Below are 16,320 nucleotides of genomic sequence, written 5' to 3' on the forward strand. Positions count from 1 at the left end.
CTCAGCAGTACGCCGGATGGCAGTGCTTGGCCTTGCGGCCCGAGCCGCACGGGCACGGTTCGTTGCGGCCAACGCGTGGCATTGGCGGCTCCACCGGCTTCGACGCTGTCGCCTTCGCAGTGCTGGCACGGCTGGCCCTCGGCTTGGGGGCTGGCTTGATCGGCGCCCCGATGATCGATTCCGCTTCGGCATCCGTCGACGCTCGCGCCTGCTGGTCGATCCGGCGCACGAAATCCGACAGGGCCATCAGGATAAACGCGTTGAGTGAGACCCCCATCACCGAAGCCTGCTCCTGGGCACGTTCCATCAGATCCACAGGCATCCTCAGGTTGAACTTCTGTACTTCGGGCTTGGGCTTTTTCATGGGGCCACTTTGGCCCCACTTTGGCCCCACTGTCAATGACCCCCACAAGACTGGCATCGCCAGTCAGCAGTAGGGCCCGAGCCACTTGGGCGGGAAAATACTTGTCACTTGTCCTATATAGAGACAAGCCCAGCGCAGCGGCCGCTTCGCGGCCGCTGCTGGGCGCCCCATCTGAGGCTCCCCGAGCGGATGAAAATTGACCGAGGTCAGCGGCCGCACCGGCGCGAGCGCCGGCGTCGGCCGCCTGCCCTTGCCGCTGTTTCAACAGGTCGGAGAACGCCCGCGAGCGCCGCACCAGCAGCGACAGCCAGGCCATATCGTGGGGCTCGATCGCATGGTTCTCGGGCGTGATCAGGCGCCCACGGACGACCGTGTAGCCAGCCCATGCCGGATCAATGAAAGCACCATGCTTGAGGAAACGCAGGAGCTTGAAGGCGGCCCAAGACGGCCTAGCACGGCCAAGCTCCCAGCTACCGATGGTGCGAAGGGACACCCCGAGCATCTCGGCGGCGTCCAGGCGAGTGAGCCCGGAGAAAATCCGGGCATCACGGAACTGCTCGGCAGTGACGTATGGCCGTCTACGGCCATACCCCGCTCGCTTGCGCCCCCTCCGCTGTGAAGAGGGCGTATACATTATGCGAAAAAGTGGTAGTTATTGAGGTGTTGCGTTGAGAAGACCTTCTAGGCCTACTTGACCGCAACAGTGACGTGATAAATGGTGCAAATCATGTTGCTCTCTTGATTGACGGGGAGAAGTTGCCCCACCTACTACGGAAAGTCGCCCCATTTGCTACGAAAAGTCGCCACACATTTGGTGGAACTTCCATCAAGGCGCCCCTAATTCGACGAAACCGCGAAACTGTTGCCCCAGATCTGGTCTAACGGCGGATTGGCGGGCAAATGGATTAGCTGGAGGAGCTCGGGCGATTCGGTTCGCCCTTTGGAGGCCATCGTGTTCCTCGTTTGTTGCAGCATGCACAATCCAAAGGTGTTCGATGGTCTGGCAGGTCGGGCCACGTATGCGCTGGATCCGAATCGTCCGCTAGAGACAGGTGTTCATTGCAGTCATTTTCAGCGTGCCATTGCAGAGTTTTTAGCTTTTGAGGCAGACAATTTCAGTACAAGACGAACCGTTGCAGACATTTTTGGTTGCTGGTTGCCGCAAGGTTGAAAGTATTGAAGCCCGCCCGACCCGTGTATTGGCGCCTAGGCGCCTGATTTGGGCCGGAAGCTGGCGCACATTTCTTCCGGCTTGCTAGACTCACATCCTGTGTAGTCTCTACAATTCGAGGCGGCTGGATGCACTTCGGCACCTTTACGCCCGCTCAACGGGTCTTCCTCGATGCGGCTACCGCGCGACAAGCACTTGCCTCGCAGTGGCTGAGCGCCGCCCAGGTCAGTCAGGGGCTTGGCTCTCATGCGCCCAGCGGTAGCCACCTGGTCAGCCGGTTGCGCCGCGCTGGCAAGCTCTTGGGGGCCTACGTCACCCGCCCGTCGCCCAGTTACCGGTATCCGGCTTGGCAATTCCTGCCGAGCGGCCAGCCTGTGGACCACTTGGCCGAGATTTTGGCTTTGCTGCGGGAGTTCGGTCCTTTTGCGCGCGAGTTGGGCGGACTGCGGCGAAGCACTTATTGGGGAGAGGTCGAGTGGTTCCTGTCGCCTCACGCGACGCTCGATGGCGCGGCTCCATCCCAAATTTTGGCCGCGGCCCCCTGCCGCGTTCTGCGGGCCGCGTGTATGGAGTTTCAGGGAGACGCCTGACGGTGCAGCCGATGCGCTGGAAAGCGTTTAGCGTTCTGCCTCCCTTGCAGGCATCTGGCTGCTATGTTTTCACTGTTTCGAGCGTTTCCTTTTGGGCCGAACATCAGCACTGATGCGAATTTCTTCGGATCGTTTGAGTGCTGCCTCTAGCTGCGTTGGGAGATCTCGGAGGCTCGAAAGTTGCCCCTCTAGAGCGTCACATCTGCCGCGTAGGATATCCGCCGACTGACTGGCTGCTGCGGCCGCCGATTGGGCGGTCTGGAGATTCTGCCGCAGTTGGTTCTCAAGGGTCCTGTGGTGTTCGGATGTCTTGCTTATTTGCGCCTGAAGATCCTTCACCTCCTGGCGTGCTCGATCTACATCGCTCAGCGCCCGATTCTCGACAGATCTGACGTACTCGGTCCAATCCTCTCGCTCAGATTTCGCCGTTTCCAGCGCTTCGTGAAGCCGGGCATCAAGATGCTGTGTTGCTGCCTCAGCTCGATCGGCTCTTCGAAGCCCGAGATCGCGCTGCTCCGTGAGCTCTGAGATCTGCCGGTGTAGCTGCTCGACCAGCCGCTCCAGTTCTGCAGCTCGCGTACTAGCCACACGTTCGCCGGCGATAGCAGTGGCGCGTTCTGAGTTCATTTGACTCAGTTCGTCAGCTACGACCCGTGACCTGGCATCTAGCGCTTCACGTTGGGTAGCCAGCGACTGCTCAGTCTCTGCGAACTCTCGAAGGGCTGCCTCCCTAGCGTGCTTCAGCGCGAGTTCCCACCATTGCCCGGCCAGTTCCGCCAACACCGCCGGGGCGTCTTCAAAGTCCAGACGTCGTTGCTGCAGGCGTGTGCCGAGTCGATTCCACCAAGTCTCTAGCCAGCGAGTGACTGTGTTCGGAGAGCCGGTCCCCAAGTGAGTCCGGATTCGCTCAACGGTTGGGCGCTCGCCCTTGGCCACCAGTTCGTCGGCGGCGGTGTGGACGTCTGATTCGGTGATACCGCGGGCCATGCGAAGTCTCCTGTACTGGCGCCCTGCGCTTGCGTGGTCTGTCGCTTGGCGCGGGCCTCTAACCACTTGCCCAGCAGGATCAAGGTAATGATGACCGCCGAGGTCTCGAAGTACAGCGCGGCATCGCCGTGGTGTCCGGCATCATTGAACAAGTGATAGACACTCAACCCATAACCGGCGCTGGTCCCCAAAGCGACCAGCAGATCCATGTTGCCCGTGCCGGCGCGCAGGGCGTGCCATCCGGCGCGATAAAAGCGCGCACCGATCCAGAACTGCACCGGCGTTGCGAGCAAGAACTGCATCCAGCCCGGCAGCATCCAGTGCTGACCTGCGACCCATCCCAGCATCGGGACGACCAACGGCAGGGACAGGGCCGCAGCGATCAGTAGTTTGAGGGTGTCACCACTGAGCGCCTGGCGCGCCGGCGCTGTATCGATCTTGCCTTCCAGTGTCTGCGGTTCGATCTCGCGATAACCGGCTGCGCTGACGGCGGCAACCAGAGATGTGACCTCCACCAGTGACGTAGCCCGTATGCGCGCACGCTCGGTGGCCAGATTGACCGACACCTCCATCACGCCCGGCACAGCACGCAGCGCACGCTCTACCCGTGCCACACATGAAGCGCAGGTCATCCCTTCGATGATCAGATCCCGCTCCTGGCTGGCAACCTCATAACCGGCCTGCTTCACCGCCGCGATCAAAGCGGGCAGCGCGGCCGCCGGAGCGGTTACCTCGGCCACTTCTGTGGCCAGATTGATCGACGCATCGCTCACGCCGGCAACGGCCCGCAAGCTGCGCTCTACCCGGCCTACACATGAGGCACAGGTCATGCCGGCGACACTGAAGCGATGGATGTCCGCAGGCGCCGGCTGCGGCGGGGTGAGCGCTATGTCCATGGAGTAAGGGCCAATAGGAACGAGCAGCTAGCCTGAGCCTTCCCATGATGGGAAGGTCAACAGCGGGGGCGGACCAGCACTCAACTTGCCTGCCGTTTGACCTTCCCACCGTGGGAAGGCTCATCGTCACGCCGTCGGCAAACCGCCGATGCTTTTGGAGGGTTGTCCATGAATCTCGTTGTTGAAGGTATGACCTGTGGTCACTGTGTCCGAACGGTCACCCAAGCCATTCAGGCCCTTGACCCCCACGCCCAGGTGGACGTCGATCTGGGCAGTGGCGTGGTCAAGATCGAGGGCCTGCTTGCCGTAGAACAGGCGGTTGAGGCTATCCAGCGGCAAGGCTATGTGATCGCTGCGGTGCTCCCTTCTGAGGCTGGTACGCCGGCCGCCCCGGCCGCCGCATCCTCCTGCTGCGGCGGATGCCACCGCTGAGTCCGCGCGAGGGCTTGATCCTGATCAATGACAGTCGGCCCCAAGAGGGCTAGACTGGCCATCATGAGAGCTCGCACGTCCCCTGCCCTTATCTGCCCAGCGTCCGCAGGCGCTGCTTCGGGCGTGCGGGAGCTGTCATGGTGAGGCTGCTGAGGCGATGGCGGCGACCCCGTTCTCGTGCCCGACTGGCATGGCTGGGACTGTGGGCGCTGCTGCTGCAGCAACTCGCGCTGGTGGCTTACGCCTGTCCGCTGGAATCGGTGGAAGCTGGACAAGCGACCCTGATGGTCGGTTGCGAAGAGATGTCCACGCCGGATCCCGATGCTCCGGCGTTGTGCGACCAGCATTGCCAGCGCGATCACATCGCCACGGCCGATGCGAAGGCCCCTCAAGTGGCTTACCAGCCCGCGCTGGCCGCCTTCGCGCTGGTGCAGGCTCTGTTGCCACCGGTACACGCGCAGTTCTATCGGGATGTTCCGGTGTGCGTGTCCGATCCGCCTCCCCTGCAGCGCTTCTGTAGCCTGCTGATTTAAGCCCCCTCCTGGATTGACCCGTGCTCGTGCTGCATGCGTTGCAGCGCGCTCGTTGTCGTTTCCCGGAGGTCTTATGGAGATGTCTTTCTTCTTGCGTGCAAGGCGCAAGATGGCGTGTGGGTTCGTGTTTGCCCTGGCGCTCAGTGGTCCTGTGCTGGCGGCATCGCCCGCTATCCCGATCAGCTACACAGAAGCCCTACAACGGGCGCTTGCTAACGCCCCAACCCTGCAGGTGCGCCGATCGCAGATCGATGCCAGTACCGAAGAAGCCGCGCGTGCTGGCGCGCTTCCCGACCCACGTTTGATCGTGGGGCTGGCGAACTGGCCCGTCAGCGGACCCGATGCCTTCAGCTTGCGGGCCGATGAGATGACCACCCAGCAAATCGGTCTGATGCAGGAGTTTCCTGCGCGTGCGAAACGACGTGCCGAGCACGCGTTGGCGCAAGCGACGCTGGCGCAAGCGCGCTCACTGTCGATGGCCGAACAGCAGATGGTGGCCCAAGCGGCCGCGCTGGCCTGGATCGAGCTGTGGAGTACGCAGCAAGCCGTAGATGCGTTGGAAGGTCTGCGCGAGCCGGCCCGTATAGCCGAGCGTGCGGCGCGTGCTCGCTTGGCAGGCGGCACGGCCGGGGCCAGTGATGTGCTTGCCGCCCAGGCCGCCCTACTGCAGTTGGACAATCGCCTGGAGCAGGTACATGCGGAGCACGCCGCCGCGCAGGCCGGCCTGGCGCGGTGGTTGGGTATTGCACCAGAGGCGATCTTGGCCAGTGGTGCGGCACCGGATTTTTCGCAGTTGCCATTGGAGCCCACCCAACTGCTGGCCAAACTGGACCAACACACGCCACTACTGGGCTGGGAGGCACGCGAGAGCTTAGCCCAGGCCCAGGTGGATGCGGCCGTGGCCGAAACCCGCCCGGATTGGAGTGTGGAGCTCACCTACGGACGTCGCGAGCGCGCACCCGACGGCATGGCGCGCAGCGACATGCTCATGGTGGAAGTGGGTGTGGGCCTGCCGCTGTTCCAGAAGAACCGCCAAGCACGAGGCATCGCGGCACGGCGGGCCGAGCTGGAGGCGGTGTCCGCAGAGCGCGATGAGGCCCGGCGCATCCAAGCCGAGTCGGTGCAACGCGCGATAGCGCGATGGCGCGGGTTAACCGGCCAGTTGGAGCGCCAGAACACGCAGAGCCTGCCTTTGGCGCGCGATCGTGCACGCACGGCGTTGGCCGCCTACGGCGCCGGTGCCGACCTGCAGCCGTGGCTGGAAGCGCGGCGCGATGAGATCGAATTGCACCTGGAGAACGCCCGTCTGCTGGGCGAACAGGGCCGTGCCTGGGCGGCACTGGCCTATCTGCTACCCCATGAGGAGAACACGCCATGAGCCCGACCAAGACGCGTCTCACACAGCTCGCCGTGGCCCTCGGGTTGCTGGCGCTCGGCTTTGCCGGCGGCTACGCCTGGATGACTCGAACCTCTGATACCACCCCGCCCCCCGGCACGAGCGTCGCAGATCAAGCACGCAAGGTGCTGTACTGGTACGACCCCATGGCGCCGGAGCAGCGATTCGACAAGCCGGGCAAATCTCCGTTCATGGATATGGAGTTGCTGCCCAAATACGCAGATGAGGCCATAGGGGGCGGAACGCAGATCGATCCGCGCCTGCAGCAGAACGTGGGTATACGCACTCAGGAAGTGACGGTAGAGTTACTAGGGACTGCCGTACGCGTGCCGGGCACACTGACGTGGGATCTGACCCAGGAAAGCGTGATCAGTGCGCGCATGGAAGGCTTGATCACCCACGTGCAGGTAAAGGCGCCGTTTACCGAGGTTCGTCGTGGTCAAACGCTGGCCACCGTGCAGGCCCCGGCATGGAACGCGGCCATCGCCGAAGCACATGCCATGAGCCAAGCTCAGTCCGCGGGCGCGCGTGAGCTGCAGGGTGCGGCGCAACAACGGTTGCGTTCGTTGGGTGTTCCTTCTGGCGCCTCGGCCAGAAGTGGCGTCGTGCTTAGCGCAGACCACAGTGGTGTCGTGACCGAGATCCTGGCACGCGAGGGACAGACGGTGATGCCCGGTACGCCACTGTTCAAGATCAATGGGCTGGACACGTTGTGGCTGGAGGCCTCGGTACCCCAGGCAGCGCTGGGCACCTTGCGGCCGGGGACCTCAGTGCAGGCCACGGTCAGTGCCTGGCCGGCAGAGCGCTTTGCCGGACAGATCCAGGCGTTGCTTCCCCAGGTCGACATGGCTAGTCGCACGCAGCGGGCGCGAATTGTGCTGCGCAACCCGCAGCGTCGGCTGGTGCCGGGCATGTTCGCCGAGGTTCTGGTGCAGCCCGACGCCGAGCAGGCCCTGCCAGTCGTTCCCACGGAGGCGCTGATCGCCACCGGGCGGGACAGCCGGGTCATCGTGCAGGATCCGGACGGGAGCTTCCGGCCAGTGCGGGTGAGTGTGGGACGTAGCGTGCAAGGGCGCACGCAGATCGTGGCAGGCTTGGCCGGTGGTGAACGCGTGGTCGTCTCGGGTCAGTTCTTGCTCGACTCCGAAGCCAGTCTCTCCGGTGCGTTGGAGCGCCTGGGTGCTGCACAACCGACACGCCCTGCCAGCGCATCAGGTGTGCACGAGCGCCATGACGCCGGGCACGAACCACGCACTGTCGTGCCGTCACCGTCCAGACAGCCGGCGCCTGTCGCGCCAGACACCTCCACCTCTACGCCGCCGCGCTGCCCGGTGCAGTACTGGTATGACCCGATGGTGCCGGAGAAGCATTTCGACAAGCCGGGCAAGTCACCGTTCATGGATATGCAGTTGGTACCCAAGTTCGGCCCCGCCGCAGCCGCTGATTGCCAGGCAAGCGAGGTCATGTCCGAAGCGATGGAGGGCACACCATGATCGCGCGCCTGATCCATGCTTGCATCGCCAATCGCGTGCTGGTGCTGGTTGCCGCCGCGCTGCTGGCGGTGGTCGGTATCTGGTCGGTAAAGAACACGCCGCTGGATGCGCTGCCGGACCTGTCCGATACCCAGGTCATCATCCGCACGCAATGGGCGGGGCAAACCCCGCGCATCATCGAAGACCAGGTCACCTACCCGTTGGCCACCACGATGTTGTCCGTGCCGGGCGTGAAGGCGGTACGCGGCTTCTCCTTCTTCGGTGATTCATTCGTCTACATCCTGTTTGACGATGCCACTGATCTTTACTGGGCGCGCTCTCGAGTGCTCGAGTACTTGAGCCAGGTACGCGATCGACTTCCGCCGAATGTGAATCCGGCGCTGGGTCCTGATGCGACAGGACTGGGCTGGATCTACCAGTACGCCTTGGTGGATCGGACAGGTCAACGTGATGTGGGGCAGCTGCGTGCGTTGCAGGACTGGTTTCTTCGTTATGAGCTAAAAACCGTGCCGGACGTGGCTGAAGTAGCCAGTGTGGGCGGTGCGGTGCGCGCCTGGCAGATCCAGCCCGATCCGCAGGCGTTGGCGGCCCGTGGACTGACGGTGGCCGAGCTCATCGAGGCGGTGGATGCGGCCAACGGCGCTACCGGGGGCTCGGTGATCGAACAAGGCGAAGCCGAACTGATGGTGCGCAGCGAAGGCTACCTGCGCACACAGGAGGCGTTCGAACAGGTGCCGGTAACCGGCAACGACGGCATCCCCGTCCTGCTCGGCGAGGTGGCCACGATCAGTCGCGGGCCGGTCTTCCGTCGTGGTATCGCAGAGTTGGATGGTCAAGGTGAGGTGGCCGGCGGCGTGATCGTCCTGCGGACCGGCAAGGATGCCTTGGGGGCCATTCGGAACGTCAAAGCGCGACTGCAGGCGTTGCAATCCAGCTTGCCCGAGGGCGTGGAAGTGGTGCCGGTGTACGACCGCTCCGAGCTGATCCAGGATGCGGTACGCAACCTCACCCACAAGCTTGGCGAAGAGTTTCTGGTCGTAGCGCTGGTATGCCTGCTGTTCCTGTGGCACCTACGCTCGGCGTTGGTGGCCGTCATCACCCTGCCTTTGGGTATCCTGGCGGCCTTCATCGTGATGCACGCCCAGGGGATCTCCGCCAACTTGCTGTCATTAGGCGGCATCGCCATCGCCATTGGTGCGATGGTCGATGCAGCGGTGGTGATGATCGAAAATGCACACAAGCATCTGGAGCACTGGCGGGAGGCGCACGGCCGGGAACCTCAGGGTGAGGAGCGCTGGCAGCTGATGGCCCGCTCGGCGGCCGAGGTCGGACCGGCCCTGTTCGCCAGCTTGCTGGTCATCACCCTGTCTTTCGTGCCGGTTTTTGCCCTGCAGGCGCAGGAAGGGCGATTGTTCTCGCCTCTGGCCTACACCAAGACCTACGCGATGGCCGCCGCAGCAGGGTTGTCGGTGACCTTGATCCCCGTCTTGATGGGCTACCTGATCCGCGGCCGCATCCGCCCGGAACAGCAGAACCCCATCAATCGCATCCTGATCGCTGGCTATCGGCCCATCCTGCTGTGGGTCCTCAAACATCCCGGTGTCACCTTGCTGCTCAGCGGCCTGCTGCTAGTGCTCACCTTGATCCCCTTTAGCCGGTTGGGCAGTGAGTTCATGCCGCCCTTGGAAGAAGGCAGCCTGTTGTACATGCCCACGGCCCTGCCCGGCCTGTCCGCCGACAAGGCCCGTCAGTTGCTCCAGCTCTCGGGCCGGATGATCAAGACCGTACCGGAGGTTGAGCACGTGTTCGGCAAGGCGGGCCGTGCCGAAAGTGCGACCGATCCGGCACCGATCGAAATGTTTGAGACCACCGTGACCTTCAAGCCGCGGGATCAATGGCGCCCGGGCATGACCCCCCAGAAGCTACGCCAGGAGTTGGACGCAGCGGTCAAGATTCCCGGTCTGACCAACCTATGGGTCCCGCCCATTCGCAATCGCATCGATATGTTGGCCACCGGCATCAAGAGCCCGATTGGGATCAAGGTCTCCGGACCCGATGTGGAGCAGATCGAGCGCCTGAGCCGGCAGATCGAGCAGGTGGCCAAGACTGTGCCCGGCGTGAGTTCGGCACTGGCCGAACGCGTCACGGGTGGGCGCTATGTCGATGTACAGGTGCGCCCGGAAATCGCTGCACGTTACGGATTCACTCAAGGCCAACTCCAGCAACTGATTGCCACGGTCGTTGGCGGTGATCCAATCGGGGAAACGATCGAGGGGCGCGAACGCTATCCCATCGTCTTGCGCTACCCCCGTGGCCAGCGTGACTCGTTGCAGGCCTTGCAGGATCTGCCGCTGATCGCGCCAGGCGGTGTGCAACTGACCTTGAGCCAGGTGGCGGAGCTGTCAATCAGCCCAGGCCCGCCGATGCTCAAGAGCGATAACGGCCGGTTGGTGGGCTACATCTACGTGGATGTGGCCGATCGCGACTTGGGATCGGTGGTCCAGGACCTGCAAGCCGCGGTGCAGACCCAGGTGAGTTTGCCTGCCGGCTATGGTCTGGCGTGGTCGGGGCAGTACGAGTATCTGCAACGGGCTTTGGCACGCCTGCAATGGGTGGTGCCCGCGGCGTTGGCGATCATCTTCCTGGTCATCTGGATGGTGTTTCGCCGGCTTAGCGATGTATCCATCATCCTGCTCAGCTTGCCCTTGGCGTTGGTGGGCGGTTTCTGGTTGATCTGGGGGCTGGGCCATGCGATTTCGGTGGCCAGCATGATCGGATTCATCGCCCTGGGCGGCGTTGCGGCTGAGTTCGGCGTCATCATGCTGCTGTACCTGCGTCATGCCTGGGAGCAGCGCTTGGCCAGCGGTGCGCCGGAAGATGTGTCTACCCTGCAAGAGGCTATCTACGAAGGCGCCGTGCAACGGGTGCGCCCGAAGGCGATGACGGTAGCCGTCATCCTGGCCGGGTTGTTTCCGCTTTTCGTCGGTGCCGGTGCCGGCTCGGAGGTCATGCAACGTATCGCCGCGCCGATGCTGGGTGGCATGCTCACCGCACCGGTGCTCTCTATGGTGGTGATTCCCGCAGCGTTCTATCTAGTGCGGCGACGTGGATTGCGCGCGGCGCGGGGCGACCAATGAGAGACAGACTGAGCACTTGAGGTAAGTCCCCACAAAAAGACGCCAGTCATGGAAGAAGTCATGACTGGCGTCAAAGGGGAGAGTACCGCCTACATGCTTACTTATCAGTGCCCGGCGTGCGGGGAAATCTCAAAGCTCAGCGACGCCCGATCCGACACAAAATCCAAACCCTTTTGTGTAGAGGGCACCATGTGATTGGTGTGGATGTACCAGGTCTTGGCGGTGGTCACCTGGAAACTGGCTTGGCCTTGGGCATCGGTGCGCAGGAGCGTAGCGCTACCGTGCCCACCCTTGACCGGTGCGTCAGCACGATGACCGACGTACACGCGTAGGTTGGGCACTGGCGTGCCCTGCTGCAGCACCTGGAACGACAGCTGTTCGCCGACCTTCACGCTTCCAGGATTGCGGGCCAAGCGGATCTCCAGCGGATAGCCCAGCGAGGCAGCGAAATCGTCGGTCAGTTTTGTGCCCACCTGTCCAATGGCACGAGCATGCTTGGTATAGCTATAGGTGACCCCTTTGGGAAACTTGCTCGCATCATAGGTGGCCAGGGTATCGGGCAAGTCTTCCAACTCCAGGTACTTGCCGAACTCGCTGGCCGTACGCGTGCTGGTGGAGGCCATCGTCGAGACCCCCAGCAGATAGGTGCCCTCGCCCGCCGGATGCACGGTGAGCTGGCTCTGCTTGCCGACCTCTTTCCAACTGGCCAAGTCCGGTGCAGCCTTAGCGCCGCCCTGACTCAGCGAAACGTCCTGTAGACGCGCTCGGGTGACTGCACCTGCACTTTCATCGAAGGTGCCATTGTTCACCAACGCTGTGTTCGCCTCGCCCGCTGCGGTGCCGGGCTTGGAAAACGCGACAAACAGGTCGTGCGCGCCGGCGCTGCCGGCCACAGCGAACAGCAGTAGTGCGGCGGATAGTTGCGTGTTTCTCATGATGTGTAGCTCCTTGGGATCGTGGCTTACCAGTGGTAACCAAAGCGGACATTCCAGCGACGACCCAGCAAGTCGTACGTCATGGTGTCGGTGTTGGCGTTGGGGTTGTTCTGCACGAACGGCGCCTTCTTATCGAGCACGTTTTCAACGCCGGCGGAGATGTCCCATTTCTTCTTGATGCCGTAGCTCAGTTGCAGGTTGTGGTACACCACGCTGGACACATGCGAGCCGATCGTTCCGGGCACGGCGATGATGTCGTCCGCACTGCCGATGTACTGCGCCGAATAGACGCCAGTCCAACGGTTCTTGCCCATGCGCAGTGAGCCCAAGCCACGCCACTGGGTGTAGCTACCCAAGCCGCTGGTGATCTTGCCGGCGTACTCAATGGTGGTGGCACCGGCGAAGGGAGTGACGTCGTAACGCTCCAGATACGAGGCGTCCAGACTCGCGCTGGCCTGCCAGCCGGCCACATCGAACTGATACAGCACGCCGATATCAACACCTTCGGATTCCTCGCTGGCCGCATTGACCTGCTGGGACGAGAGGTAGTTGACCTCACCGGTGACCGAATCACGGGTGAAGTTGGCCGGTGAGCAGAACGGATGGGCCAAGTTCGGTGTGGTGTGGCACGCACGCAGCTTGACCGAGCCTTCAATGCTACGGATCGCATTCTCGATGCGGATACGGTAGTAATCGGCCGTGAGCGTCAGCCCCGGCGCAAACCCTGGGGTCCACACAAAGCCTGCCGTGAAGGTCCGCGCATCTTCAGGCTTGAGGTCGGGATTGCCGCCGGTCGTGGTGAGGATGGTGTTGCCCAACTGACGAAAGTTGGTCGGCACGCCCGCGGCTTGGCAGTTGGCCCGAATGACCGAGTCGGCCGGTAACGTGCTCCAGTTGCTGCACGGATCCAGCGTAGTCAAGCTGCCTTGGCCGATGCCACCGAACAACTCCGGAATGCTGGGGATGCGAAAAGCCGTGGCGTAGTTGAGACGGATCTTGAGAGGTTCGGCCACCTGCCAATCCAACCCCACCTTGTAGTTGGTGTCGCTGCCGAACAGGTCGTAGTCCGAATAGCGGCCGGCCAGGTTCAAGGTGGCGTAGCCCACCAGCGGAATGTCCTGCAACAGCGGGACGGCGAACTCGACAAACGCTTCCTTGGCCGAGTACTCGCCTTCGATCGGATCTTGACGCACGATGTTGGCGCTGCCGTTGACCACCAGCGGGTCCGGATACAGCCAACCGCGTTCCTTGCGAAACTCCACGCCCGAGGCGAAGGCGACGCTGCCGGCGGGCAGATCGAACAGGGCGCCGGAAATGGTGCCGCTAAAGCCCTGCTGGCTGTTGCCACCCGAGCCACGCTGGGTAAACAGAAGGTAGTCCAGCACTTCAGGCGTCAGATTGCCGTAGCCCAGATAGTTGCCGCAAGGAATGGCCGCGCCCGGGGTTGCTGCACAGGCTGGTATTGAGAGTGTTTTCCACCCGGTCCAGGTTGGCAATGTTGGTCGAGCTGTCGGTGGCCGAATTGCGCCCCCAGTTCAACGCCACATTCCATGCCCAGTTATCGCCCCACTGCCCTTCCAGCCCTAGCACGGTGCGGAACGTATCGACCTCCTGCTCGGTGATGCGCGCCCCGGCTTCTTCGAGACGCCGACGTTCCAGGGTCAGATTCTGGCCGGTGGGATTGGTGGGATTGGTGGCGGCGATCCGGATGGTGCGATACACCCCCAAGGTGTTGGGCGAAGCGCGCTGATTGGACTGGCGATTGGTCGCCATCAGTTCCGTGAACAGACGGGTGTTCTCGGTCAGGTCGAATTGACCAAAGCCACTCAAGCCCACTCGCTTGATCGGGCTGACCGCATTGAGCAACAAGTTGTAGTTGTAATTGTGCTTGGCCGGATCATAGAGCTCGTAGGAGCGTGGATCCCCGTTGGGGTCCTGGTTGAAGTTGACCACGCGACCATCGGCCAGCCGGGCTCGCCCACCGATGGTGGACGAGTTGCCCACGCACTGCAGGGTGCCGGCCACCACACCCAACGGACACGGTGCCCGCGAAGCCATGGTGATCGTGCCGCTTTCGGCATAGGTCAGGGCACCCGACATTGAGCTGCGCTCGCCGATGGTACCGAAGGCGAGGTTGAAGGAGCCGATCTCGCCATCGCCCTGGAAAGTCTGACCATAGCGGGTGGATAGCTCCACGCCATCCATTTCCTTGCGCGTGATGATGTTCACCACACCGGCCACGGCATCGGCGCCGTAGATCGCCGATGCGCCGTCCTTCAGGATCTCGATGCGATCAACCAGGGCCAAGGGCACCACGTTCAGATCCACCGAATTGTTGGCGCCGGTACCACCGTTGACCAAGCGTCGGCCGTGTCGGAGCCGGCTTGCCCTAGGCTGGAAGATGGTGTGCTGCGGGTACTGGGCGCCGGTGCATTTGCCGCCTCGCGGACGATGGCCAATGCGCCACTTTGATCCCGCTTGACGGTCAACCCGGTGCCCGCCAGCAGACGGTTCAGCGCCGCGTCCTGGGACATGTCACCGCGCGCCCCGGAGGTGCGCCGATCGCGCACGTCTTCGCTCAGGTAGACCAGACGGACGCCCGACTGCCTGGCATAGGCCTCCAGCGCGATCTTCAGATCCCCTTCTGGAATATCAAAGGTGCTTGTTTGTGCTGCGGCCGAGGCCGCGATGACCAGACCACACATGACAGCCAACGCTGTCCTCGCCACTTTCGTACGTGCCATGCATTTTCCCCAGGTCGGCGCAAATCGGCCTTATGTCTGAGACGAGATGGCGACGCAGTTCCGGTATGAAATATTTCAGATTGATGTCTGTAGGCGATTCAATGCGGTTGCGAGACACGAATCTGATCGCCGTGCGTCTCTACGCGCAGATTGAATCCCGTGGCCAGCAGTCGCGCGAAGGCATCCACCCCGACGGCATCGAAGCTGCCACCCACGCGCATGTGGGCGGTTTCCGTATCCATCAGCACCAGCTGCTTTTCGTTGTAGCGATTGAACTGGGCTGCCACATCGGCCAAGGTGGATTGATCGAACTCCAATGTGCCATGGCGCCAGCTCAGGGATCGCCGCACCTTGTCCTGCGCATTCACCGCTACGAGCGTGCCGGCCGGTTTGCTGTACAGCAAACCGCCGCCCTGTACGATCACGGGCGGGCGGCCGGGCTTGGCCACCATCGGCTCGACGCGCACCTTGCCTTCCAGCACCGCCACTTCCAGGCGCTCGCGTTCTTGCCTGACGGAGAACTTCGTTCCCAAGACCACCACCTTGTGGTCGCCGGCATGGATCACAAACGGATGCGCAGGGTCTGGCTTTACGTCGAAAAAGGCTTCGCCTTTGTCCAGCCATACATGGCGCAGCGAGGGATCCACCTGCGCGCGGAGCTCGGTGTGCGTATTCAGTTCCACCCGCGAACCGTCTGACAAGGCCATGACTTCCCGCCCCCCAACCTCGGTGGTGTAGCGGGTGCCCGGCCCCCACCAGGGCATGTTCAGCAGTACGGCCAGCATTGCCACCGCCGCGGCCGCTGACCAACGCACCGGTGAGGCCCAACGCCGCGTGCGAGGTGATTGCACGCCGCGCACGGCCGCCAGTCGATCGGCTCGATCCCAGACCGACTTCAAACGAAGCCAGGCCACACGATGGGCCGTATCCTGCCCCAACCAAGCATCAAGCTGCCTCTGGTCCTGCGCGGTCCACTGCGAAGATTGGGCGCGATTGATCCACTGCGCAGCAACTTGTTCGATGTCGTTGTGCGAGCTCATGGGTGCGAACGTTCCTTGTTGAAGCGCCGGGCCGGGCGCTGAATCTTGCCGGTACCGCCAAGCATGAAGTCCGCCAATGCGCGCATGCCCAACAACGTCTGGCGCTCCACCGTATCTTCGGCAATGCCCAGGCGGCTGGCCACTTCGCGTTGGCTCAAGCCGTAGATCTTGCGAAGCTCGACGATCTGCCGGCATTTGGCAGGCAGTTTCTGCAAGCCTTGCTGGAGACGCCGCAACTCATCGCGTGCACCCAGGTGCCGCTCCGGCGTCACCTCATCGCTCTGCATCACCGCCTGCTCGACATCGGCCATGGCTTCAATGGACACGATGCGTGAGCGGCGGATGCGATCAATGAGCAGGTTGCGTACGGTGGTCATGACAAAAGGTTTGGCCTGCGACGGCAGACCCCGACGCGCCGCTTCGTATATGCGTGTGTAAGCCTCCTGCCGAAGATCAGGAATCTCGCTGTCCTCATGCCCATGCCGCCGCAGAAAGGCGTGGATCAAGCCTTCCAGCGGCAAGACATGGGCGATGAACCACTCATCCAGTGCGGTGGTCAACAGGGTACTCGCTGATTCATCGGGCAGGCTCAAGCACATCCA

15 protein-coding genes and 1 pseudogene are annotated in these 16,320 nt (G+C 62.8%); 6 read left to right on the plus strand and 10 right to left on the minus strand.

What is annotated here, in order from left to right:
* Position 1 precedes the first annotated feature (1 nt).
* Both AC5P7F_RS18405 and AC5P7F_RS18410 read right to left on the minus strand, forming a co-directional pair.
* The gene (locus AC5P7F_RS18405; protein ID WP_197637399.1) at positions 2–364 is read right to left on the minus strand and encodes an SEC-C metal-binding domain-containing protein; all 363 of its coding nucleotides are present in this window, start codon (positions 362–364) and stop codon (positions 2–4) included.
* 250 nt (positions 365–614) lie between these two features.
* Positions 615–998: pseudogene (locus tag AC5P7F_RS18410) on the minus strand (VC1465 family Xer recombination activation factor); the annotation flags it as partial.
* Positions 999–1,663: 665 nt separating this feature from the next.
* On the opposite strand from AC5P7F_RS18410, the gene AC5P7F_RS18415 reads away from it, so the two are divergent.
* Positions 1,664–2,125 carry a hypothetical protein gene (locus tag AC5P7F_RS18415; RefSeq protein ID WP_049396911.1) on the plus strand — a complete coding sequence of 154 codons (462 nt, stop codon included), beginning with the start codon at positions 1,664–1,666 and terminating at the stop codon, positions 2,123–2,125.
* A gap of 69 nt (positions 2,126–2,194) precedes the next feature.
* Here AC5P7F_RS18415 and AC5P7F_RS18420 read toward each other — a convergent pair whose 3' ends face one another.
* The gene (locus tag AC5P7F_RS18420) at positions 2,195–3,061 is read right to left on the minus strand and encodes a DNA-binding protein (protein ID WP_275043315.1); all 867 of its coding nucleotides are present in this window, start codon (positions 3,059–3,061) and stop codon (positions 2,195–2,197) included.
* Positions 2,977–4,008 (minus strand): heavy metal translocating P-type ATPase, encoded by a 1,032-nt coding sequence (locus tag AC5P7F_RS18425; RefSeq protein WP_049396908.1) that lies wholly within the window; start codon positions 4,006–4,008, stop codon positions 2,977–2,979. The genes AC5P7F_RS18420 and AC5P7F_RS18425 overlap by 85 nt, the downstream gene beginning before the upstream one ends.
* Positions 4,009–4,197: 189 nt before the next feature.
* On the opposite strand from AC5P7F_RS18425, the gene AC5P7F_RS18430 reads away from it, so the two are divergent.
* From AC5P7F_RS18430 to AC5P7F_RS18450, 5 genes are all read left to right on the plus strand, one after another.
* Positions 4,198–4,440: a heavy-metal-associated domain-containing protein gene (locus AC5P7F_RS18430; RefSeq protein ID WP_232350880.1), complete on the plus strand. Its 243-nt coding sequence runs from the start codon at positions 4,198–4,200 to the stop codon at positions 4,438–4,440.
* A gap of 260 nt (positions 4,441–4,700) precedes the next feature.
* The gene (locus tag AC5P7F_RS18435) at positions 4,701–4,973 is read left to right on the plus strand and encodes a hypothetical protein (protein ID WP_322546828.1); all 273 of its coding nucleotides are present in this window, start codon (positions 4,701–4,703) and stop codon (positions 4,971–4,973) included.
* Positions 4,974–5,052: 79 nt separating this feature from the next.
* A complete protein-coding gene (locus AC5P7F_RS18440; RefSeq protein WP_024957398.1) occupies positions 5,053–6,351 on the plus strand; it encodes a TolC family protein in 1,299 nt (432 codons plus the stop codon).
* A complete protein-coding gene (locus AC5P7F_RS18445; RefSeq protein WP_049396901.1) occupies positions 6,348–7,862 on the plus strand; it encodes an efflux RND transporter periplasmic adaptor subunit in 1,515 nt (504 codons plus the stop codon). Before AC5P7F_RS18440 ends, AC5P7F_RS18445 begins: the two co-directional genes overlap by 4 nt.
* Positions 7,859–10,999, plus strand: coding sequence for an efflux RND transporter permease subunit (locus tag AC5P7F_RS18450; protein ID WP_049407091.1), 3,141 nt, complete (start codon positions 7,859–7,861; stop codon positions 10,997–10,999). The genes AC5P7F_RS18445 and AC5P7F_RS18450 overlap by 4 nt, the downstream gene beginning before the upstream one ends.
* 104 nt (positions 11,000–11,103) lie before the next feature.
* Here the strand turns inward: AC5P7F_RS18450 and AC5P7F_RS18455 are convergent, their stop codons facing one another.
* From AC5P7F_RS18455 to AC5P7F_RS18480, 6 genes are all read right to left on the minus strand, one after another.
* Positions 11,104–11,934 carry a DUF4198 domain-containing protein gene (locus tag AC5P7F_RS18455; RefSeq protein WP_049395152.1) on the minus strand — a complete coding sequence of 277 codons (831 nt, stop codon included), beginning with the start codon at positions 11,932–11,934 and terminating at the stop codon, positions 11,104–11,106.
* Between the two features lie 26 nt (positions 11,935–11,960).
* Positions 11,961–13,319 (minus strand): TonB-dependent receptor domain-containing protein, encoded by a 1,359-nt coding sequence (locus AC5P7F_RS18460; RefSeq protein WP_262243188.1) that lies wholly within the window; start codon positions 13,317–13,319, stop codon positions 11,961–11,963.
* A 1-nt stretch (position 13,320) separates the two neighbouring features.
* Positions 13,321–14,262, minus strand: coding sequence for a TonB-dependent receptor plug domain-containing protein (locus AC5P7F_RS18465; protein WP_262243191.1), 942 nt, complete (start codon positions 14,260–14,262; stop codon positions 13,321–13,323).
* Complete coding sequence (locus tag AC5P7F_RS18470) at positions 14,253–14,678, minus strand: secretin and TonB N-terminal domain-containing protein (RefSeq protein ID WP_164076859.1); 426 nt, start codon at positions 14,676–14,678, stop codon at positions 14,253–14,255. Before AC5P7F_RS18470 ends, AC5P7F_RS18465 begins: the two co-directional genes overlap by 10 nt.
* 98 nt (positions 14,679–14,776) lie before the next feature.
* On the minus strand, positions 14,777–15,718 hold the full coding sequence (locus tag AC5P7F_RS18475) for a FecR family protein (RefSeq protein WP_049395155.1): 942 nt from the start codon (positions 15,716–15,718) through the stop codon (positions 14,777–14,779).
* Positions 15,715–16,311 carry an RNA polymerase sigma factor gene (locus AC5P7F_RS18480; RefSeq protein ID WP_197579955.1) on the minus strand — a complete coding sequence of 199 codons (597 nt, stop codon included), beginning with the start codon at positions 16,309–16,311 and terminating at the stop codon, positions 15,715–15,717. The genes AC5P7F_RS18475 and AC5P7F_RS18480 overlap by 4 nt, the downstream gene beginning before the upstream one ends.
* Positions 16,312–16,320 lie beyond the last annotated feature (9 nt).

It is taken from the genome of Stenotrophomonas sp. YJH_SMC_105-26 (assembly GCF_059368915.1).